Annotated in this window: 28 protein-coding genes; 21 read left to right on the top strand and 7 right to left on the bottom strand. The window is 50.6% G+C overall.

Features of this window, described 5'->3' with window-relative positions; genetic code table 11:
• From KTG12_RS18330 to KTG12_RS18295, 8 genes are all read left to right on the top strand, one after another.
• Positions 1-567 carry a hypothetical protein gene (locus KTG12_RS18330; RefSeq protein WP_122115156.1) on the top strand — a complete coding sequence of 189 codons (567 nt, stop codon included), beginning with the start codon at positions 1-3 and terminating at the stop codon, positions 565-567.
• On the top strand, positions 564-938 hold the full coding sequence (locus tag KTG12_RS18325; protein WP_227225984.1) for a hypothetical protein: 375 nt from the start codon (positions 564-566) through the stop codon (positions 936-938). Before KTG12_RS18330 ends, KTG12_RS18325 begins: the two co-directional genes overlap by 4 nt.
• A 2-nt stretch (positions 939-940) precedes the next feature.
• Positions 941-1,105: a hypothetical protein gene (locus tag KTG12_RS18320; RefSeq protein ID WP_155143844.1), complete on the top strand. Its 165-nt coding sequence runs from the start codon at positions 941-943 to the stop codon at positions 1,103-1,105.
• A gap of 20 nt (positions 1,106-1,125) precedes the next feature.
• Positions 1,126-1,344 (top strand): hypothetical protein, encoded by a 219-nt coding sequence (locus KTG12_RS18315; protein ID WP_122204623.1) that lies wholly within the window; start codon positions 1,126-1,128, stop codon positions 1,342-1,344.
• Between the two features lie 322 nt (positions 1,345-1,666).
• Entirely contained in the window at positions 1,667-2,032 is a 366-nt protein-coding gene (locus KTG12_RS18310; protein ID WP_122204624.1) for a hypothetical protein, read from the top strand.
• 403 nt (positions 2,033-2,435) lie between these two features.
• Positions 2,436-2,669: a hypothetical protein gene (locus KTG12_RS18305; RefSeq protein WP_234212583.1), complete on the top strand. Its 234-nt coding sequence runs from the start codon at positions 2,436-2,438 to the stop codon at positions 2,667-2,669.
• A gap of 6 nt (positions 2,670-2,675) precedes the next feature.
• Positions 2,676-2,846 carry a hypothetical protein gene (locus tag KTG12_RS18300; protein ID WP_155143841.1) on the top strand — a complete coding sequence of 57 codons (171 nt, stop codon included), beginning with the start codon at positions 2,676-2,678 and terminating at the stop codon, positions 2,844-2,846.
• 223 nt (positions 2,847-3,069) lie between these two features.
• On the top strand, positions 3,070-3,270 hold the full coding sequence (locus KTG12_RS18295; protein WP_147379180.1) for a hypothetical protein: 201 nt from the start codon (positions 3,070-3,072) through the stop codon (positions 3,268-3,270).
• Here the strand turns inward: KTG12_RS18295 and KTG12_RS18290 are convergent.
• Both KTG12_RS18290 and KTG12_RS18285 read right to left on the bottom strand, forming a co-directional pair.
• Positions 3,267-3,695, bottom strand: coding sequence for a hypothetical protein (locus tag KTG12_RS18290; RefSeq protein ID WP_122204626.1), 429 nt, complete (start codon positions 3,693-3,695; stop codon positions 3,267-3,269). The genes KTG12_RS18295 and KTG12_RS18290 overlap by 4 nt on opposite strands.
• Positions 3,696-3,720: 25 nt before the next feature.
• A complete protein-coding gene (locus KTG12_RS18285) occupies positions 3,721-4,239 on the bottom strand; it encodes a phage virion morphogenesis protein (RefSeq protein ID WP_122204627.1) in 519 nt (172 codons plus the stop codon).
• Positions 4,240-4,280: 41 nt separating this feature from the next.
• Between KTG12_RS18285 and KTG12_RS18280 the strand changes: the two genes are divergently transcribed.
• Complete coding sequence (locus KTG12_RS18280; RefSeq protein WP_122204628.1) at positions 4,281-4,562, top strand: hypothetical protein; 282 nt, start codon at positions 4,281-4,283, stop codon at positions 4,560-4,562.
• Here the strand turns inward: KTG12_RS18280 and KTG12_RS18275 are convergent.
• The 4 genes from KTG12_RS18275 to terL form a co-directional block, all read right to left on the bottom strand.
• A complete protein-coding gene (locus tag KTG12_RS18275) occupies positions 4,546-5,955 on the bottom strand; it encodes a phage minor head protein (RefSeq protein ID WP_122204629.1) in 1,410 nt (469 codons plus the stop codon). The two genes, KTG12_RS18280 and KTG12_RS18275, sit on opposite strands and share 17 nt — an antisense overlap.
• A gap of 98 nt (positions 5,956-6,053) precedes the next feature.
• Positions 6,054-7,262 carry a DUF935 family protein gene (locus KTG12_RS18270; protein WP_122204630.1) on the bottom strand — a complete coding sequence of 403 codons (1,209 nt, stop codon included), beginning with the start codon at positions 7,260-7,262 and terminating at the stop codon, positions 6,054-6,056.
• 45 nt (positions 7,263-7,307) lie between these two features.
• Positions 7,308-7,724: a phage protein Gp36 family protein gene (locus KTG12_RS18265; RefSeq protein WP_122204631.1), complete on the bottom strand. Its 417-nt coding sequence runs from the start codon at positions 7,722-7,724 to the stop codon at positions 7,308-7,310.
• Positions 7,725-7,745: 21 nt separating this feature from the next.
• Positions 7,746-8,591: a phage terminase large subunit gene (gene terL, locus KTG12_RS21915; protein ID WP_254189049.1), complete on the bottom strand. Its 846-nt coding sequence runs from the start codon at positions 8,589-8,591 to the stop codon at positions 7,746-7,748.
• 163 nt (positions 8,592-8,754) lie between these two features.
• On the opposite strand from terL, the gene KTG12_RS21910 reads away from it, so the two are divergent.
• Entirely contained in the window at positions 8,755-9,027 is a 273-nt protein-coding gene (locus tag KTG12_RS21910) for a hypothetical protein (protein ID WP_254189048.1), read from the top strand.
• 243 nt (positions 9,028-9,270) lie between these two features.
• Here KTG12_RS21910 and KTG12_RS18255 read toward each other — a convergent pair whose 3' ends face one another.
• On the bottom strand, positions 9,271-9,741 hold the full coding sequence (locus tag KTG12_RS18255; protein WP_122204633.1) for a helix-turn-helix domain-containing protein: 471 nt from the start codon (positions 9,739-9,741) through the stop codon (positions 9,271-9,273).
• A gap of 128 nt (positions 9,742-9,869) precedes the next feature.
• Here KTG12_RS18255 and KTG12_RS18250 point away from each other — a divergent pair, with 128 nt between their 5' ends.
• The 11 genes from KTG12_RS18250 to KTG12_RS18200 all read left to right on the top strand — a co-directional run bounded on the left by KTG12_RS18250 (position 9,870) and on the right by KTG12_RS18200 (position 19,985).
• The gene (locus KTG12_RS18250) at positions 9,870-10,808 is read left to right on the top strand and encodes an HK97 family phage prohead protease (RefSeq protein ID WP_122204634.1); all 939 of its coding nucleotides are present in this window, start codon (positions 9,870-9,872) and stop codon (positions 10,806-10,808) included.
• A gap of 18 nt (positions 10,809-10,826) precedes the next feature.
• On the top strand, positions 10,827-11,672 hold the full coding sequence (locus KTG12_RS18245; RefSeq protein WP_122204635.1) for a hypothetical protein: 846 nt from the start codon (positions 10,827-10,829) through the stop codon (positions 11,670-11,672).
• Positions 11,672-12,136: an N-acetylmuramoyl-L-alanine amidase gene (locus tag KTG12_RS18240; protein ID WP_122204636.1), complete on the top strand. Its 465-nt coding sequence runs from the start codon at positions 11,672-11,674 to the stop codon at positions 12,134-12,136. Before KTG12_RS18245 ends, KTG12_RS18240 begins: the two co-directional genes overlap by 1 nt.
• 13 nt (positions 12,137-12,149) lie before the next feature.
• On the top strand, positions 12,150-12,557 hold the full coding sequence (locus KTG12_RS18235; protein ID WP_122204637.1) for a hypothetical protein: 408 nt from the start codon (positions 12,150-12,152) through the stop codon (positions 12,555-12,557).
• Positions 12,558-12,759: 202 nt separating this feature from the next.
• On the top strand, positions 12,760-13,284 hold the full coding sequence (locus KTG12_RS18230; RefSeq protein WP_147379857.1) for a hypothetical protein: 525 nt from the start codon (positions 12,760-12,762) through the stop codon (positions 13,282-13,284).
• Positions 13,245-13,808 carry a hypothetical protein gene (locus KTG12_RS18225; RefSeq protein WP_122298615.1) on the top strand — a complete coding sequence of 188 codons (564 nt, stop codon included), beginning with the start codon at positions 13,245-13,247 and terminating at the stop codon, positions 13,806-13,808. The genes KTG12_RS18230 and KTG12_RS18225 overlap by 40 nt, the downstream gene beginning before the upstream one ends.
• Complete coding sequence (locus KTG12_RS18220) at positions 13,805-14,287, top strand: hypothetical protein (RefSeq protein ID WP_122204641.1); 483 nt, start codon at positions 13,805-13,807, stop codon at positions 14,285-14,287. The genes KTG12_RS18225 and KTG12_RS18220 overlap by 4 nt, the downstream gene beginning before the upstream one ends.
• 50 nt (positions 14,288-14,337) lie before the next feature.
• Entirely contained in the window at positions 14,338-14,499 is a 162-nt protein-coding gene (locus KTG12_RS18215) for a hypothetical protein (RefSeq protein ID WP_155143839.1), read from the top strand.
• A gap of 12 nt (positions 14,500-14,511) precedes the next feature.
• Positions 14,512-17,778 carry a hypothetical protein gene (locus KTG12_RS18210; protein WP_216945506.1) on the top strand — a complete coding sequence of 1,089 codons (3,267 nt, stop codon included), beginning with the start codon at positions 14,512-14,514 and terminating at the stop codon, positions 17,776-17,778.
• Positions 17,775-18,686 carry a hypothetical protein gene (locus tag KTG12_RS18205; protein ID WP_122204643.1) on the top strand — a complete coding sequence of 304 codons (912 nt, stop codon included), beginning with the start codon at positions 17,775-17,777 and terminating at the stop codon, positions 18,684-18,686. Before KTG12_RS18210 ends, KTG12_RS18205 begins: the two co-directional genes overlap by 4 nt.
• Positions 18,687-18,689: 3 nt before the next feature.
• Positions 18,690-19,985: a hypothetical protein gene (locus KTG12_RS18200; RefSeq protein ID WP_122204644.1), complete on the top strand. Its 1,296-nt coding sequence runs from the start codon at positions 18,690-18,692 to the stop codon at positions 19,983-19,985.
• Positions 19,986-20,110 lie beyond the last annotated feature (125 nt).

Raw genomic sequence — 20,110 nt, 5'->3', positions numbered from 1 at the left:
ATGAAAAAGAAGAAACAATCCTGTGCCGCCAATCGGCACAAATGCCGCCCGGTCTTTCTGATCGAGCAGGAGCTGCGCGAGGCGATGAATGATGCCGCCTCCTGTCTCCGAAACCGGAACTACGCCCGCCATCAGCAGGCCATGCAGCGCATAGCACGTTTGAAAAAGGAGCTTGAAGACTCCCGGATCGACCAACAGTTCCACGACGACAACCGCAATATGGACCGGGCCGAACGGGCTTTTTTCGGCAAGATCCTGCACCTGTCGCTCAACGAAGCCGACCTGGCGATCTATCATATCGAGATGTTTTTTGCCTACTTCAGCGACCGGGGCTTCAAGCCCGTCCCCGAATGGGAACACCGCAAGGGAGAACTGATCCGTGCCATCAAGGCTTATCGTGAGTTCGTGAGGGTATTCTTCGAGGGAGCCGACCTGCGCGTCGGCAATGAGCTGAACTTCATGAAGCTCCTTGATCTGATCTCAGACCGCTGCTTCACCGACCGTGAACGGGTCTATTACGACAAGTATGAAATCAAGGCAGCCAATAAAATGGAGGACGGGGTATGATTATTGCAGTTGATTTTGACGGAACCCTCTCAATGGGGCCCTATCCTGAAATCGGGAATCCCAAACCATACGCGGTAGAGATGATGAACAAATTGAAGGACGATGGCCATTACATTATATTATGGACCTGTCGTCGGGGTGAGCGGCTGGAGGATGCTCTGAACTGGCTCTTGGAGCAAGGTATCCCCTTTGACCGCATCAATGCCCATGAACCGCAGAACCTCGCTCGCTATGGCGATGATCCCCGCAAGATTTATGCCCATTGCTACATCGATGACAAGCAGGTGGGCGGTCTGCCTACCTGGCCGGAGATTTATGAATATATAACGAATGAGGAAAAGAAATGGAAGGAGAATCTGAATAAAGTATAGGTATGAATAAAAAAATTTTTGGTTTAATAGGTCTGGCCGGTTACATATTGTTTCTTGCCGTCTTGGCTGCAGTGGCTTTTAAAATCAATTTTTGGCTTGGACTTCTTGTTATCTCTATCGAAATGATGGTTACATGTGCTATTGTAGTAAAAGACAATAAAAACTAACAACTAATAAAATGTGAGATATGGAAAACTGGAATAAAGCCGATAAAGATGGCAATATAGATGTACCGGACTACCTAATGCCTTTATTAGATAAAATAGGTATGCAACTTAGACTTCATACGATATCCGGGAAAAACGAAATTCAAACTGTGTGTGATATAGTTTATTTAGCGGAAAAATTCTTCACAGAACTAACGGCTAAAAAGAAAAAACAAGAGGAGTTGCGATACTCCTCTTGAAATTCAATCACCCCTATATATGTTTACATTCTGGTTTGTACCATTATTTATTACATAGATATTGATAATTTGGGGTTGTCTCTGAAATTTTTTGATAAACTCTGAAATTTTTTGTGATACGACCCCGATTAATAAACGTTTTATTAATTGGATCATATTAAAAAAATTAAAAAGTATTACGGCAAAAGTGCCTAACCAACTGACAGGACTCGAACCTGCGCTTTTATCAATAAAGATAATGTTCTACCATTTAACTACAATTGACTAGCGCAAATGTCTGTAATAAAAAATTAATGACCAAATTATTGAGATATAAAAAATCATGAAACTAACAAAAGAAGAAGACAAAGTTGTTTGCAAGTTCTTGAAGAATATTGCAGACGAAGGTGGAGAACAGTTATTAAAGCTGACTCAGTTCATGTTACTCCGATGGTCAGAAGAAGGCATTCGGATAAATGCCGGCGAAATTGCTTTAGCCCAGGTGATCAACCATGAAGGAGAACAATACAGTACCCGTATGGTTATTCAGTACTCAAAAGTTGGCGAGAAGACTTTGGAAGAACGGGCATATGAGATAGCAGACCGAATGATTTCTTCAGGATCAGATAATTGTGATATCCGAGAGGAGTTGAAGAAAGCCATATTAGCAGGATACAATTTGTATCATGAGGATTTCGACGATGAATGACGTAAAATAGGACTATCCTAAGATTGTCTTAGGGTAGTCCTAAGAATCAACGACATTTACACTTTTGGAAACGATATATTTCCTTCTGTACTAAATGTGGGTACCTTTTAGCATAAGCTAAATTTGAAAATTGGCCTTTGCCATTTTTACCAATTTTTCTCATTATAATAATTTTTGTATACATATGTTATATTGTCCTATTGTTTTGTAGGACAGTGTAAATATAGAAAGTGATTTTTATATGACAACAATCGGAGTAAGAATGTTTAATATATTCGCAATTGTGCGTGTAAGATTAAATATCCTCAAATATTATTTGATATTCCCAAATTAGAATTAAGAATTTATTAATCTGTCTCAGATTTGGTCATATAAAATATTACGAACATGAAAAAATTAAGCTATGAATATGTTTGAAGCTAAGACAAAGACTATCACGCGATGGGGACTTACTATCCGAGGTTCTGATGTGTATTTTCCTAAAAAGGAAACTGCTATAAAAATAGGGACGTTATCACTAAAGATGAATCCGGAAACAAAGATGTTTGAAGAATACCGACTTTGGGATATATCTTACGGTGATCCTCGTCTCATAGATGAACAAAGATTTGATAGGACAATATTAATTAAACAATAAAAAAAGATGAAGCAAATACCAATATCGAAAGATGAAATATCTTCCTTAGAAGCAATGAAAATATACATTTCAAACGAAATTCTCAATTTAGAAATTGAGGAGGATTCAGAGAAAGAAAAAGTTTTTTTGAAAATGGAATCAACTATTGATTCTATTATTAAAAAGTATAATTCATAACTAAAAATAAATGAGTCGAAATAGCTCATTTCACGAAAAATATAAATAACAATGGAAATAAAAGCGGTTTGCCCAAATCTTTCAAATCGTATATTCAATTTGTATATACAGCTTATTTTGTATAATTATGCAGTCAAGTCACAAAAGTGTGGGTTAAAGATGCTACTTTTGTAGTAAAAAGCGAATCGTTTATCTGCAGGGTATGGGGTATCATCGGAACACATTGAGAAGAATAAGGTTGGTCTGCGACATCGTCCGCGAGCATTATGAGCCGGGCAGGCGTGACCGCTGCTACAAGGAGGTATGGCGGCGTTACGTCTACCCAGTTTATCCGATGTGCTACCGTACGTTTCTGAACTACATAGGTGTGAACATCGAGCATGAGCAGAAAAAAAACGCCACCCGCCAGCTGACACTGTTTTAGATCCCGAATTGGGTTTCAAATGTCATGGCATATTCGCGGATACCGTCCTCACGCTCGTATCGGGAGATCGCCACCTGTTCGATCTCGTTGAACTGATCCCCCCCGAGCCCATAGAGCGTGTTACCGATCGCGTCCATCAAATCGATGATGGCAAACGCCCGTTTGCGATAGCTCTCCGGGGCTGCCATCGTTCCACTCACTGTCGGTGCATCTGCCACCCGTATTAGGATCTTCATCTTACCCCATCGTACATCGACCGTCTGGGTCTCGAAATCGATACTACTCGCGCTGATCAGCGCACAAGGGAACTTCACTGGCGGGGCTCCGTTGTAATAGTCCATCTGTCCCCAATCCTCGGCAATGTAGGCAAGCTCGGGTACTTTTGCCTGCAGCTCGCTCATGATCTGTAATAAAATCTCTTTCATTTTGAGTTTTTAAGTTTTTAAGTTTTTAAGTTTTTGAATTGAAACGTTGCAGTTCCTGGGCAATAACGCCCTGTTCCCGCTCGATACGCAGGCGGTTGCTCACCACCTCGGCCACTAACTCATGCACCCGGGGATGATCGCCCACGAAAGGACGGGCAGGGATCACAATGGTCCGTTTAATGCGTTTGGCCAAAGCCATCTGCCGAAACTTCTCATTCTTTGTCTCGTGGTATTGCGCCCACGCCCACCGGCGCATCTGCGTCGAGGGGACAAAGTCCTGTTTGATCCTTCCGCCATAGTTATGGATGCCGGCATAGGGCACACTGTTGCTGTAGATGAGCCGTGTTCCATCGATACGGCTCCTGAGTCCACGGCGCAGCGCGCCGGTACGGATCAGCATCGACCCGGTCGTAGGTTGATAGTTTGGGCTGAGCGGAGTCCATTTTCGGTCGAAAAAGGCTTTGCGCTCGAAGTTCAGGTCAAACTCCTCGGTAAGCTCCACCCGAATGTCTTTCATTATTTTTCTCAGCAGGCTGTTGTCCATATTCAAAAAAAGTTTTGTATGTTTGTGAAAAATCAAATGTTATGGAAAAAGACTGGAAACAAGTAGATCTCTCCAATGCAACTATTTTCGACTTAACGGATGATGAGGAAATGATCCGATTGGCAGAGGATTGCATCGAGGGAGAACCAACCCCCGAACGTGCAACCTATAATCTGTCTTATTCCCGTACTCACATCGTTGACTCAATGATTGCGTTTGCAGACATGACAGAAAACAAGCCTCTTTACCATGCAATTTTAGCAGCTAACCCAGACTACGAAGAGTTTGAAAGTTGCATCGTATTTGCTAAAACAGATGACTAACAAGGCTTGCAGCCAGCTTTTTCCCTATCTTTCCCTCACTGTTTTCTACCAAGGCTTTTACGAGCCCCTCTTTCTGTTTTGTGTAAGGTTCATTGATTAAATAGTCTTGAACAGACAAGACAACTTTCGCTTTGTCTAACCCATAATCATTGATAATTTTTTGATAGGCCAGCACCCATCTGTTGTAGCCTGTGTTGTCTCGATTTTCCATCAATTCTCTGTGCCCTAAATCACCTCCAAGAGCTTCGAAAAATTCCGTAAGCGTGTTGCGAGCAACAAACTCGTTGGCGGTTTCCATGTAACGCCTCTGAAGGGGCGTCATATAGATCATTCCTGGTTTGTTTTTGTTGTGAACAATCTCATGCCATAGCGTAGCCATAGATCGTTCTTGCACAAAAGAGTTCTCCTTTCCATTCTTCAGGTTGTTGACAGCATCGATGCAATCTTTTAATATAGGTTCAGAAAGCAAAATTGTCCCATTTATATCCGTCGCTCCGTTACGACGCGGATTTCTGTCTATCACAATCTGTTGAAGCGGACGAACAAACCAGTCTTCTTTGGCAACATCTGTTATCCTTTTTGCAAGCTCGTCGCTGTTTTTAATATCCGGACAGAAAGCCTTTTTTATTTTATTCATCAGCTTGTTTCGTAAAGATTCGCTTACCTCATAATAGGGATGATGCGGTGGGAAGATGACCTGCTGCTTGCCCGGATTGTAGCGGAAGATAGCCGCCTTGTTTACTCCGTTCTTGCCGGCCTGATAGGTCGCTTCGCGTCCCTGCTGGATGGCGGTGTTGCTGTCCGAACGGGGGTATTTCCCACGACGCACCTGCACCACCGTGCAACGGCATCGCCATCCATTCGGTGGGAAGAACTCATCCCAGAAGGGGTCGGAAGTCGGGAGCGTCACACGGTGGAGCACACGGTGCTCGTAGCGAACCCGGTCATCACCGGCCGTACGGTACTGCAGGTCGTAGTCGTCGCCATCCTGCTCGAAGTCGGCCCACTTGGCAGCCATCTCCGACGAAGCCTGGGCGAAGATATACTCAGCCTTCAGCCAATGGCGGTTATACTTCTCGTTGATGGCAGCAACATCCTTGTAAAAGCGGTCGAACGATTTCAGCAAGCCGTTTTTGTCACGCAACAGGTTGGCTGCCTCACGCAGCTCTCGGTAGGTCTTGAAGCCGCTGAAAACGAAGACATCCTCCCTCAGGTGCTGCGCCATCACTTCGGGTATCACGCCGCTTTCCAAGGCAGGCGAAATCGCTCCGGCAAAGATATCGGTGGTGGCATCCACCAAAGCACGTATCTTCGGATGCTGCATGCTCTCGTAGGTAAAACCTTGATTGCGGAAGATATGGCGCACCGCAGCTCGGAAGATCTCTTCATCCACCGTGGGGATGTTGTCATCCTCGCCTGCAGCCAGCTGGGTGAAGCCATCCCGGTAGAGGTGATTGATTTCAGCGGTCAGCCCCGAACGCCCCCCGGGGCCTACTCGAAAAAACCGTCACCCTCACCCGCCTTGTTTCTCGGTCCGGTCACCTCGATGCCGAATTTCTCTTTAATCCATTCCGGGTCCACCTTAAAATATTGCATCGCTTCAGAAGTCCGCTTCCACAGCTCCTTCGTGTCCTCTTCCGAATTGAAGCTAAAACGCATCCCTTGAGGCAGCAATCCCAATCGGTAGAGTGCAGGCAGTACCGTAGAGTTCATCCAATCTTCCACTTGTCGCTTGTCAGATGCTACATACTTCTCCAGCTGCTTCACGGCCACCTCTTCTTTCGAGCGGTTGCCATTTTTGGTATCCTGCCCAATCTGAGCACCACTGATCAGCATTGACATTTCTGAATTACAGAGAGCAATCAGATTGTTATAGACGTCGCCACTGGTGCTCACGCCGTTGGCAAACTCAAACTCCTCGGTAGTATCTATAATAAAGTAGGCAGCCGAACCCATATCGCGTAACATCTGCTCCGCCCGGTCAAGCATCTCCGGATCTTGCGTGTTGGTCTTGATATAGCGTGGCGGTATGCCATAGATTTCGCACAGTTCCGACCAGCAGCTATGGGCGAACTTTTTGAACAGCGCATGGGGCACTGCCTTATTCAACAGTCCGTAGTTGTTCGGATGCCCGAATTCTAAGATGTAAGTGCCAAACTCACGTAAATCCCGGTAATATTCCCCCTTATCGGCATTGCTGTCGTAGAGGAAGAAGCCCAGTTCCGGCACCACATTTTGCCGGGGAATCAAATTTACCTCCAGTTCATCACTGTCAGAAGCGGTAAACTCCACTAAAGAATGACCGTAAAAGAGGCTTTCCAGCATATAACGGACCAGGAGCGGAAACCACACCGCCTCGCTTAACAGACGGGTCGCCTCTTCATTGACTTTGTCCCCCTGGTCCTTCAGCGAAAACTCGGCGGCAAGCGTCCTGCCGATGCGCTGTTCGATCTGGCTGGTCAGGAGGGCATCCAACATCACGTCGGCATAGAGGTCCATCAGTTCCCGTCGGCGCGGCCGGTCTACGCTGTCGGCTTGGCGGAGTGCCCTGCGCCAGGTGTCGAGGTCACGACGTACCCTGCTGATCGCCTTGGGTGCTATTTTGCGTACCAACCCCTCACGCTGGCGGATCAGCGGGGCTGATTTGTTGTCTTTGCGGTTGTTCCGCTTGTTACGGTAATATCGGTTGTCTTTTGCCATTTTCGAAAAGCTTTTAAATCGTTTTTAAAAAGGATGTCCACCTGCCTACCAGGAGTGTGTGAATTTGGGTTGCGAGCCGAAGCGCACAGCCCCCACCGGGCTGCCCTCTTCCTGTTCGCGGAGCGGTAGCCCTGAAGGAATATCACCCTTCATCAGTTCTTTCAGATAGGCCATATCACGGTCGTAGGTCTCTTTCACCCGGCTGTAGAGGATATCCACATTGCATCGCCGGATCAGAAACCAGAGCGCGATGTTCTTGCAGATCTCCACCAGTTCGGCGTCGCGCTCTTCGCCCGTGGCACTGAAGATTTTCTGTACATCATACCTGCCGGACAACAACCGGCTCACCCGCTTCACGGCAGCAGCGATACACTGTTGCAGGATGGCTGGTGTATAGTCGGTGATCTCTTGCACCTGATAGTCGGCAACCACAGTTTCCATTTCATTCGTTTCGATAAACATATCATTATTGGGGTTATAGGGTTAATATTTACGGCTGGGCCGCTTGCCGACGCGGTAGGTCCCGGAGGATGCCATGCTGCGACGGTTGAGCAGGTAGACTGCCCCCTCCAAGGCATCGGGAGCATCGTCATGGACCTTGCTGCCCTTTTCAAACATTAAGAGCTGCTCCACGAGCTGCATCATGCCGGGCGAATCTTTTTCTTTCTCGTTGAAGATGATCAGTCCCCGCTCAAAGAGCGGCTGCATTGCCTCAATACGTGCAAACTTGTCGGGCTTCTTACGGGCATCACCCCGGATCGGGATTTGGTGGCCCATCGCTTCGCCCACCTTTTGGAACTCGTCCAGCATCAGATCCTGAATGAAGTTCGACTCCATGTAATAGAGTACCGGTACCCGGCCGTCGATGTAGTTGTCTATCTCGTAGTGCCATGCCACCATCGTGCTCACGGAGGTCTGATCGGCGTATGCCTTCAAGAGGTGATATACTCCCTCTTTGGTCTTGCCCAGCAGCATGGTTGCCTTGTAGTCGTTCTGCGTGGATGCCTTGAAAGAAGGGTCGGTATAACATACCAGACTGCGGTACTCTTTCAGTGGCAGCATCTTGCCATAGCGGATATGTTTGCGGAGGAACACCGCCCCTTCGTTGACGGGGTTGTTCATATACTCTTTTTGGAAACGACGCTCACCCATGTAGGTACGCAGTTTCACAATCTCCTCCCGGCTGTATTTCTCCGTCCACGAGGGCTGGCCGGATGCGTCGATGGCGTTGACCACCGTATGGTGTGTTTCCGGGCGCTGGGCGAAACGGCTCAGGATACTGTCCTTGCCGATCCGGTTCCCTACCAGTACAAACCGCCCGCGCCCCATATCCATCGCGCCGAGCAGAGCCGAGAGGCACCAGTCGAAAGCCTGCGACACACGCGCCTGGTTGCGTACCATCTCGTCGTCGTCGATATCATCGATTACGATATAGTCCGGACGCTGGCCACGGTTCTTGATTCCACGAGGCGATTGACCACGACCCAGCGCCATGAAGTACATTCCGTCGGCGGTCTTGAACTCGCCGGTACTCCAGCTGCCTTCGTCGATCTTGATGTTGAAATCGGATTTCAGCAGCGCATTGAACTCCAGTTCACACTGCAGGTCCGAGAGCAGGCGGTCGGCACTGTCTTCCGACTTCGATACAAGGACCATCACATGGATGGTACGCCTCTCCTGGATCATCAGCCAGATAGGTATCATTAGGGAGATATGGGTCGATTTGGCATGGCCACGCGCCCACTCGAATACGGCGCGGGTGTGAGGATGGGTTTTGAGCCAGCCTGCAGCTGACAATTGGAACTTACCACACTTCGTGATCTGTTTTGTTTCCGGATCGGTGCAAAGATGCGGAAAGTAGGTCTCCACAAAGTAGGCATAATCCCGTCGGGCATGATCGACCCGCTCTTCCCGTTCCTTGCTGGTATCGGTGAGGTGGAAATCATATGAGAGGATGAGCCGTTTTCGTTCTTCCCACTTTTGCCATTTCTCTTTAGATAGTCTGTTTTTAGCCATTGTTCATGCGCATTAATAGGTATTCATCCTGTTTCTTCGTCAGTAACTGCACAAACTCAGTGGTAATCTCCTGGTCGGTGGCACTCTTCTCGATCACCCAGTCACCGAAACGGGTCAGGATGTCGGCGATATCGTCGATGGTGCAACCGGTTTGCAGCTTCTTCAGCTGGTTGCTCGCTTTGCTGAACTCATCGGCATTGAACTCCTCGCCGCTATCGAGCATCTCGTTGAGCTTCATCAGCACCTTATTGATGATCTGGTCGCGGCTCACGGTGCGTGCCACCCGCTTCAACTCCCAGCCTCCCGTCTCTTTCCATTTCGACAGGGTCTGCTGGCTCACACCCACGCGCTCGGCGATTTCCTTCTGGGGCACCTTTTGCATGTACAGGAGGTAGGCGTATTCATACTTTTGCGGGTCTTTCACACGAATCCCCGCCTTTTCCTTGTCTTGTTTTTTTGCCATAACCGTTCTTTGTTTCGGACAAAGTTCAAACGAATTAAAGTGATTGAAAATAAAAGTGTAAGAATTTTCATCGCTGCTTTACAGGCTTTTGCCTTACCGGTAAGTTTGTCCTAAAAAAGTATCGCACCATGAACGAAGACGAATATGTATTAAATGATGAGAGCGTGGTAAACAGCCACGGTTTTGTCCTTCTCAACTCCGCCGGACGTTTCGAGCGTTACAACGCCAACCCGGTGATGCTGTTCAACCATGACGGTGCCAACCTGATCGGCCAGATGACCGGACTGAGGGTGGAGGGCACGAAACTGATCGGCAAGGCGGTGTATGACGAAGAAGACACCTTGGGGGCCAAATGCAAACGCCAGGCAAAGAAAGGAATCCTGAAAGGATGCAGCCCCGGGATCATCATCAACGCCGTGGAACTGCGCACGATGCCTGGTGGAGAAGAGCGCGTCACGGTGACCGACTGGGAGTTGTGCGAAACGAGCCTGGTAAGTGTCCCCAGTAACAGGAATGCCCTGCGCCTGTACAACAGACAGGGTGTGGAAATCCCCGACGACCAGGTAAAGCTGAGCATCGAGGCATTATTGAACGTAAACAAAAAAACAGAAGAAGAAATGAAAGAAATCATTTTGACCTCCGAAGCCTATGTGGCTTTGGGACTGAAGAGCAACGAAGCCGACGGCAAGTCCATCAGTGCTGCTATCATGGAGCTCCAGGCGCGTGTCGAGAAAGCCGAGAAGGAGTTGGAAGACCAGCGCAAGCTGAAAGCGAATGAATTGGTAGCATTGGCTATCAAGGATGGACGCATCACCGCCGACAAGAAAGAGGCATTTGAAAAATTGGCCTTGGCTGATTATGACACTGCCAAATCCACCTTGGAGGCAATTCCGGCGAAAGAATCGTTGGGTGCAAAGGTGACGCACTCCACCGGCAAAACAGCCATCGCCGACGAGCGCAAAGACTGGACCTACCTCAAATGGGCCAAGGAAGACCCCGAGGGTTTGAAGAAGATGAAGGCCGAAGATCCGGAAGCCTTCGAGGAACTTAAAAAACATATCCGATAACATTAAACATCAATAACTATGGCAATAGAAAAACAAATCTGGATCAGCATGCTGATGGAGGGATTCTACCCCGACCGCAGCTTCCTCGCCCGTTCGGTGGATATGACACCGATGGTGGAATATAACAAGATCAACCTTGCCGAAGCGGGTGTCGCCCCCGATGTGTTGGTCGATAATAAGGATTACCCCGTGCCGACCATGAGCCGCACGGATACGCCGCTCGAGCTGACGTTGCATACCTTCGACACGAAGAATACCGTAGTCCGCAACGTGGAAGAAATGGAAACGGCTTACGCAAAAATGGAGAGTGTAGTGCGCCAGCACCGCAACACCCTGCAGGCAAAAACGGCTGCCTATGCGGCTCATAACTGGGCACCGGCCAAGACTGCCGAACTGACACCGGCCAAAGCCACTGCAGCTCCGGGAAAAATATCTTTTGAGGACATCCTGAAGATGGATGCCTGGTTCCGTGGGCAGGATATCGACCCGGCTACACTTGTGGCAGTGTTGAATCCTTACCATCTTGCCGACCTGCAATTGGAGGACATGAAACTTTATAAGAATATGCTCGAAAGCAACCGCCTGTTCGGCTTCACAGTCTTCACCTTCTCGCAGCTGCCTTACTATAAGCAAGCCGACGGTACGAAGGTGGCGTTTGGCACGAAAGCGACCGAGGCCGACACCCAATGCTCGCTGTTTTACTCAGACCAGGAGGTAATGCGTGCCGATGGCGATATCGAAGTATTCGCGAAATACAAAGACCCAGGAGAACGCGGTGACGTGATCGGCTTCCAAAAACGATTCACCGCGCTGCCGATCCGCAAGAAGTACCAGGCTGTCATTTACAACAAAGCGGGAGCGTAATGGCTAAGCTCTTCTATCTTGTTATCCACTGCACCGCCACCCCTGCAGGCCGTGAAGTATCGGCGGAAGAGATCCGTCGTTGGCACACAGCCCCTCCAAATGAAGGAGGCCGCGGCTGGAAGCAGGTCGGTTATACCGACATGGTCCATCTGGACGGGACGGTGGAACGGCTGGTGGCAAACAACGAGGATGACGTGGTCGATCCGTGGGAGGTTACCAATGGGGCAAAAGGGTATAACCGGACAGCCCGGCACATTGTGTACGTCGGCGGGTGCGAGGCGCACAGCCAAAAGCCCGAGGACACCCGCACGCCTCGGCAGCTCTGGGCACTGGAGGCCTATGTGAAGGATTTCCACCAAAGGTTCCCCGATGTCCGGATTGTCGGTCACAACGAGCTGGCAGCAAAGGCCTGCCCGTCGTTTGACGTGCAAAAGTGGCTTAAACAAATAGGTATTAATCAATAAAACAATAAACGACATGAAACATTTAGACAAAACAGTATGTCTCCTGATCGCCCTGCTGGCGATGTCCATTCCTGTAATCGCACAAACGGCGGCAACAGTCCCGGAGGCGGAAACTCCCGTGTATGAAGACATCTTCGCTTCGCTGGCGGCGATCGTGGCCGGCGTTCCGGTGATTGTGGAGGCAATCAGGGGTTTCTGGAAGGATATGCCGGGATGGGCTGGTATGGCACTCAACTGGGTGCTGGGTATCGGAATCTGTATGTTCGGCTGGTGGCAGGAATTAGGATTTCTCGCCGGGCTGGACTGGACGGTCGCCCTGATGTATGGCATCGGTGCTGGTATCGCCGCTTCGGGCTTTGCCGAAACCGGACTCATCCAATGGCTGATCTCGCTCTTCGCCCGCAAGAAGAAAAAAGCATGATGTATGGACTGGAGCGTATTCTTCGACTTTCTCGGTGCCGGCGGCGGGTTGATGGTCCTGCTCAAATGGCTGTCCGACCTGCCTTTTGTCCGGCTTCGGCTGAAGGGTGAACGGGAAGATGCGTTCCGGGAGATGCTTGAAAAGGATTCACGGCTAATCGACGAACTGCATGGAGAGGTCTTGCAACTCAAAGAAAGGTTTTATGCACAAGAGGCTTGCCTGGAAAAACTGGTGCTCTGCCCTCTGTACGACCGTTGCCCTGCTCGCCGGCTCGTGCAGGAGTATAAACGAAAGTACTACTATCCACCGGTTGGACAGTCTCGTGTGGGACAGAAAGGTAAGCGCTACCCCCGAGATAATCCCACCCGCCCGGGCGGCACTCAGTGTCCCGCTGGACAGCCTCCGTAAGCTGCCCGGCGGGGCAGCCTATACAGAGAGAAGCGGACAGGCGACCGTCAGCCTCACCTTCCGAGAGGGTGACGTGATCGCTTCCGCCCGCTGCGACAGTCTCGAGCGCCTGGTGTTTGAACTCGCAGAACAGCTTTATAGCCGAGGGGAACAGACGGAGCAAAAGGAAGAAAAGAAAGAGGCTCCCGTCGCCACCTTCGGCCAACGGCTCAAATGGTGTTCGAGCGGTGTTTTAATCGGATTTATTTTAACGGTAATCATTCAATTCATTTATAAGCTATGGCAGAAACGAAACAAAATATACGATCGGTTGGCTTGAAGGCCGCATTGTTCGGTGACGTAAATAAAGAAGGTGGTATGCCTGCCGAGATGAAACAATTGGCACGCACCATGAAAGGAACCGCCTCGTTCACCACCGAAGCTGATACCGTGACCAACTTCTATTGCGAGGAAGAACCGACCGTCCCGGTCGAAACGGTGGCTTCGGAAACCGGTTTGAAACAGGTCAAGCTCAACCTCATGGAATGGGATAACGATGTATTGGTAGAGGTTTTCGGCGGATCCATTGCCAAGGCACAGGAGGTGACCATCGAAGGCAAGAAATACACTGTCGACAAGTTTAAAGCGCCACGCGATGTAGTGCAGATCGAAAAGGCACTACGTGTCCTTACCAGATATAACGTGGTGATCGACATCCCCCGTGCGAAGATCCTCGCTCGGTTTATCTGGAATTTGGCAGCCGACCAGATCGCCCAGATCGAAATTACCGCAACCGCCATGAGTTCGGCAAGCGAAGAAGACGGGGCCTATGAGATCTACAAATTAGGAGAACCCACGGCATGACCCCGGTAGAAGCCATGGCCGCCGACGCCCTGTTGGACCGGCGGCTCAAAATCAACCTCCCTGCCCCGTGGCTGCTCCGGATCTTCGGGCGCAAGACGGTACCCATCCGGGTGAAGCTGCCCACGGCGGGCAGCCTTATCCGGATGTCATCGCTCTTCACGCGGATGGATATCGACCTGCAGCACCTGCATGACGGCAACTTCGGCAGCGTCTTGGAACAGATCGCCAAGCACGGCGTCACCACCTCACGGATCATCGCCTATGGTCTGCTGCGTGGCACATGGTCGGCACGATTGCTGAACCGTCCGCTCGCCTGGTATATCCGGCAACACATGCCGATGCAGGGATTGGCGGAATTGGCCAAGATCATCGTGCTGATGAGCACGAGCGAGGCTTTTGTGAGCATTATCGCATCGGTCGCTTCGCTGAACCTGATGAAGCCGACGGAGGCGAGCCAGCCGACAGAGACCGGGAGTTAAAGGAGGAGTATGATCCTCCCCATAGCCCGTTCGGACAGATCTACACCCTCGTGCAGCAGGGGGCAATCACGTATGATGAAATCATGAACCGTATCCCGTGGTGCGTCGTTTTGACCATGATCAGCGACCAGGGACGGATGCGGAAGAAAAAAGAAAGAGAAGAGGTACTCCAGAGCGAAGAGGAGGAGCTTGAATTTTTCGGATTAAAGTAGTAAAAGAGACAAATGGCACAGACAGATCCCGTATATATCACCTTTGAATTTCGTGGCGACATCGATAAAGAGGTCAATAAAGTGACGCTCGGTATCAAGGGGCTGCGCGACGAAGCGGCAACAACCTATAATAAGTTGATTGCCGACAGTTCGGCCGCCTACAACGCCATGAGCGCCGAGAGCCGCAAGCTCGCCACGACGATGCAGGAGAATATCAGCAGTCTGCGTTCGCTTTCCGCGATGCAGGAACAGCTGGACCGGGAGCTTGAGGCCGGGACCATAACCCTTTCGGGGTATACGCAGGCAAAAGCAGCCTTGGCGCTGCAGGAGAGCAACCTAAGAGTGGTGATCAGTCAGGGGATGCAGCAGCTGCAACAGCAGATGGCCACCGAACAGGAGGCGTCAGACAGCGTGATCGCCCTGACACGCAAGTTGCAGCAACTGACCGAGGCCTATTCCCGGCTTTCCAAAATGGACCGTGAAGGTTCGGCCGGAAAGGAAATTTTGGAACAGATCCAAAGCGTGGATAATGAACTGCAGACCGCGCAGACCCGTCTGTCGGCGTACAGCCGTACGGCCGGAACCGGTTTCAACAGCCTGCAGATGTCGATCCAGCAGGTGGCACGTGAGTTGCCCTCGCTCACCATGGGGGCGAACATGTTCTTTCTCGCCATCTCGAACAACTTACCTATCTTGGTCGATAACATCAACATGGCTCGCCGGGAGTATCAGGCAGCCATCAAGGCCGGACAGCAGGCCACGCCGGTCTGGAAACAGCTGCTCGGCGGGATCGTCAGCTGGCAGACGGCCCTCGTCGTCGGTATCACATTGCTGACCGTTTATGGCAAAGAGATTACTGCCTGGACCAAAAGTCTGTTCGGCGCCCGGCAGTCGCTTGCCGATGCCTTGGAAACGCTCGAGGAGTTTCAGGAGTCGGTCGCCAAAACATCCTCCACGACGCTCACACAACTGCAGAGAATGTCTGCCGAATGGGAGAAACTGGGCGACAACATCCAGGCGAAAGAACAATACCTCCTAAAGAACCGCACTGCCTTCGAGCACTTAGGTGTCTCGATCGGCAAGGTGACGGATGCCGAGAACCTGTTCAACCAAGGCAAGGAGGCGTTTGTCGCCTCGGTGATGGCGCGTGCCCGTGCCTCCGCCGCGATGACGCTCGCCACCGAGAAATACAACGAAGCGATCCGCAAGCAGCTGGAGGTGGACCGGATGGCTAATACGCAGAGCTATGCCATACAGGGTGGCCAGTTCGGGCAGACCACCTATGTGTCGGGTGAGAACCTTTCGAAAAAGAAGGCTCAGGCAGAAGCAGACAGCCTCTTCGACGAAGCCCGCAAAGTATTGGAAAGAGGGCTGGAATACAGCGAAGAGGAGCGCAAATCCTTGGAAACTGCCAATCTGAAGACTATCCATACCCTTGAGCAGGGAAGCGTGGAAGCGATCAAAGCATCCATCGCGGCAAAAGAAGCTGCCTTGGACAAACTGACCAACAAACAGGACTATGAAGCGGCCCTCAAGGAAATAGAGGCGGAAAAGAAGAAATTGGAAGCAATCATTGGCTCCACAGGAGGCAAAGTGGGCAAAGAACCGGCCCCGCTTGGATCGATTGCCTATTATAACGAATTGATCGCAAAGATGAAGAAGCTGCGCGATCTTGCCACAACGAACAAAGACCGTTCCGCCTTTGCCGAGCAGATCAAGGAATACGAAGAGAAGGTCGCGGAAATGGAGAACCAGATCATCATTTCCGGGAAAAAGATCGCCATGGAGACCCTGCAATCCTCACTCGAAGGAATCAAGGTCGATGTAAAGTTTGACAACCGCAACGTGTTGGAAAAGGCGTTCGGCAAGTTCGACACAAGCGACCTTGACCAGATGCAGGAGAAGATCGACAAGGAGCTTAACCGACCGATCAAGGAGGCTCGCGAGGGAATAGTCCTTCTGATCGACCAGTGGGACAGACTTTCGGATGCCGACCAGGCAAGCCTCTTGGCCGAGGAGTGCTATAAAGTGGCTGACGGCATCTCGATGGCTGCTGAAACTGCCGAGCTCTTCAACGAAGCGTTGGGAAGCTCCCTTGCCACTGTCGCCCAACTGGTGGGCAGCGTCGGCGATATGGCAGGCGGGATCGGCCGCATCATGAGCGGTGACCTCATCGGAGGGGCTTCGGGCATCATCGGAGGCATCACCGGCATCGTGGGCAGCTTTAAGAAAAGGGTCGAAGAAAACAAAAAGATATTGGCGGAATACCAACTGAATCTGGTCGAAACAGCCATGAAGGAGTTGGAGTATAACGCCATCCTACGCGAACGGCTACGCATCCAGCAGCAGATTGGCGAAACCTCGCTCGAATACTTCAACCGTCAGTCTCTCGAACTGAAGAACCAAGCCGGTCAGATAGAGAAAGAGTACAAACAGGTGTGGGAGAAATTGCAGCAGGAGCAGTATATCACAGCTACGCACTACAAGCATGGCACTTGGTTCCGCAAGGCGAAGACCTGGAACGATTACGACTCGCTCGCCGGCAAGACCTACGAAGAGATGGAATCGCTCTATACGCAGGACAAACTGACCGAATCAGCAAAAGTGCTTTTCGAACAACTACAGAAACTGAAGGACGAAGGAGAAGATGTCGCCGGAATGATCGATGACCTGAACGAAGAGATGAAGGAGGCTTTCACCGGAACGAATACGAACGCCATCGCCGACACCATCCTGCAGGGCTTTGCCGAGGGCAAACGCTCTGCCAAGGACTTTGCCGACGACTTCCAAAAGATGCTGAACGATGCAGTGCTGCAGGGGGTGAAGATGAAGGCACTGGAAGAACCGCTCCGCAAATGGTATGAATCCTTTGCCGCCGCCTCGCAAAACGGGCTGACCGCTGAAAGCATCGCCAGCCTGAAGGCACAGTATGACAAGATTATCGAGGATGCAGCCAAGCAGCTGGAGCAGATGGAACAGGTGACCGGCACGACTATCGGCGACGTGATCGACCGCACTTCTACGGCCAAAGACATAGCCTCGATGAGTCAGGACAGTGCCGACGAACTGAACGGCAATTTCTATGCCCTCCTGATCTATGCCGACCGCACTAATCAGGGGGTGACGAACATCCAAGGGCAGTTGGTAGAGGGATTGTCCCTACTGCAACGCATAGCAAGCAATACCGACCGTCTCGAAGCCATCGAGAAGGATATCCGGCAGACGCGCAGCTCGCTGCAGAATATCGAAAACCGTGGGTTAATACTGAGAAAGCAATGAACAACAACCTATACATAGATGATCTGAATGTGCTTGGCCGTTTCGGCTGCCGGGTGACGCGGGGAGGATATAACGACCTTCTCGCTTTCCCGGCAATGAAAGAGCCGGAGCGGAACGACTGGCCCGAAGAGGATGGCATTGAGGTGGATCTGAGCGACCCGAAGCTGCAGCCGCGAGAGATTGCCATCTCTTTCCTTTCGGATAGCAACTCGCAGGCTTCCGACCTGATCGCTTATCTCTCCGACAAGGGGCAGCACACGTTCCGCGTGCCCTCCTTGGGTAGGGAATGGCAGCTGCGCCTTGCCGACCACCCCGTGAACCGGGTTTATCCATCGGCAACCTCTTTTACCTTGAAGTTTGTCGAGGATCTTCCGGTGAGACCGACAGCCGATGTGTGTGATCCGGACGTATGGTTACCCGAAAGCCGCTACAAGCTGGATGGTAAACCGATAGGCAGATACGGCGTGTATGTCTATGAGAGCCGGAACGCCCTGCTGCGAAATCCGGCGGCAAAGGTGAACCTGCAGCGCAAGATTGCCTCCATTGACGGGCAAATCTACGATGCAGAACACTTGGTCTTCCAGCCGAAAGAGGTCACTTTTAAATGCTTTTTAAAAACTATTCGAAAAGATGCCTTTTGGCAGTGCTGGGATAGTTTTTTTGCCGACCTGATCGCTCCGGGCGAACGGAGGCTCTTTGTAGAAGAGATTGGCAAGTCCTATCCCTGCTACTACAAGAAGATGAGCAATTGCAAACTGCTTACGCTGGGCGAACCGATGGTGATGCAGTTTGATCTGACCTTGGTATTCACCTCGTTCAGACTCTTTGAAACCGATTATTTCTTGGCCACGGAAGATGACATGTTTATTGTCACGGAAGACGGCCTGAACTTTATAGATATGAAATAGGCAATGACAGGACAGGAACAAAGAATAAAAATCAGCGAGCTGCCCACCTCGGTCAGTTTCTCAGGGCTGTGGACGTTGGGTTACCAGATCGTTGACGGTAAGAAAACGAGCGTAAAAGTTTCATTGGATGAGATCGAGAAGGCGTATGAGGATGCAGTCGCGGCAGCTTCGGCTGCAGGAAAAGCCGCCATCAATGCCCTTTCTGCTGCCGCCCGTGCTGACTCGGCAGCCGGTAAAGCTGAAGGGATAAACGTCGCTATTTCTGAAGCCGAAAGCAAGCGCATAGAAGCTGAGACCGCCCGTAAAGAAGCCGAAACCGAACGTGCCCGGATAGAGAATTTACGCCAGGAAACGGAAAAACTTCGTGAAGCGAATGAGATTCAACGAATCGCCGACGAAAACACCCGAATCTCCAAAGAAAACGAACGGCACGCAGCCGAATCTCTCCGGATAGAAGAAGAATCGAAACGATCCACCGCCGAGGCCGCCCGATCCGAAGCCGAACAGGCACGATTCACCGAAGAGACGAAGCGAGCCGACAACGAAGCCAAACGCGTCGCCTCCGAAACCTTGCGTAACCAGTCCGAAACGAAACGCCAGGAAGCGGAAACTCTCCGCAACCAGGCTGAACAGGGACGTATTGCCCAAGAGACCGACCGCGATACAGCTGAACAGGAGCGCATTTCCAAGGAAAAGGAACGAGTCCAAACGGAACAGGAACGGATTTCAGCCGAAACAATCCGTGCCGAAAAAGAAAAAGCCCGTATCATCGAAGAACAACTTCGGGAAACATCGGAATCAACCCGCCAGGCAAACGAAACAACCCGTCAGGCACAGGAAGAACAACGGGAACAGATGACAGCCCAGGTTATCCTTGATGCTGAACAGGCAACCGGCAAGGCCAACACAGCCGCCGACCGCGCCAATCGTGCAGCCGAAGCCGCCGAAGGAGTCATCAGTGGACTGCAACCCGACTGGAACGTTACCGATCCTGTCAATAAGAACTACATCAAGAACAAACCGGAGATCCCGACGTTGGAGGCTATCCCGGACGAAAAGACATTGAGCTATGTCAATACTGACGGTACAACCATCAACTTTCGTATCGGCGATGAAGTGCGTGTAACGGAAGATGGAGAATATGTGTTCTACCGGCTTTATGATCTTGCCGGGGGAAAAGCCTCGTGGCAGGAATCCGGCAGCGGTATAGCCTTGCCCGGTAATGTTTATCTGACAGGAGCCAATTATTACAACGAATCAGTACGAACGATAAAACAAGGATATTTAAGCAATGAGTAAGAAAGGTGCATTTATTTATCAACAGATCGAACTGACGACGGCTGAATGGGCCGATAACGTAACCGTCTACCCTGCATCAGTCTGGTTATTTGAACGTTTGGAAAACGGTAAATTCAACATGAAGC

The organism is Parabacteroides sp. MSK.9.14, from assembly GCF_019041495.1.
Lineage (GTDB): Bacteria > Bacteroidota > Bacteroidia > Bacteroidales > Tannerellaceae > Parabacteroides > Parabacteroides merdae.
The sequence above is the reverse complement of the archived record's forward strand: the minus strand, read 5'-3'. Positions and strand labels throughout refer to the sequence as shown.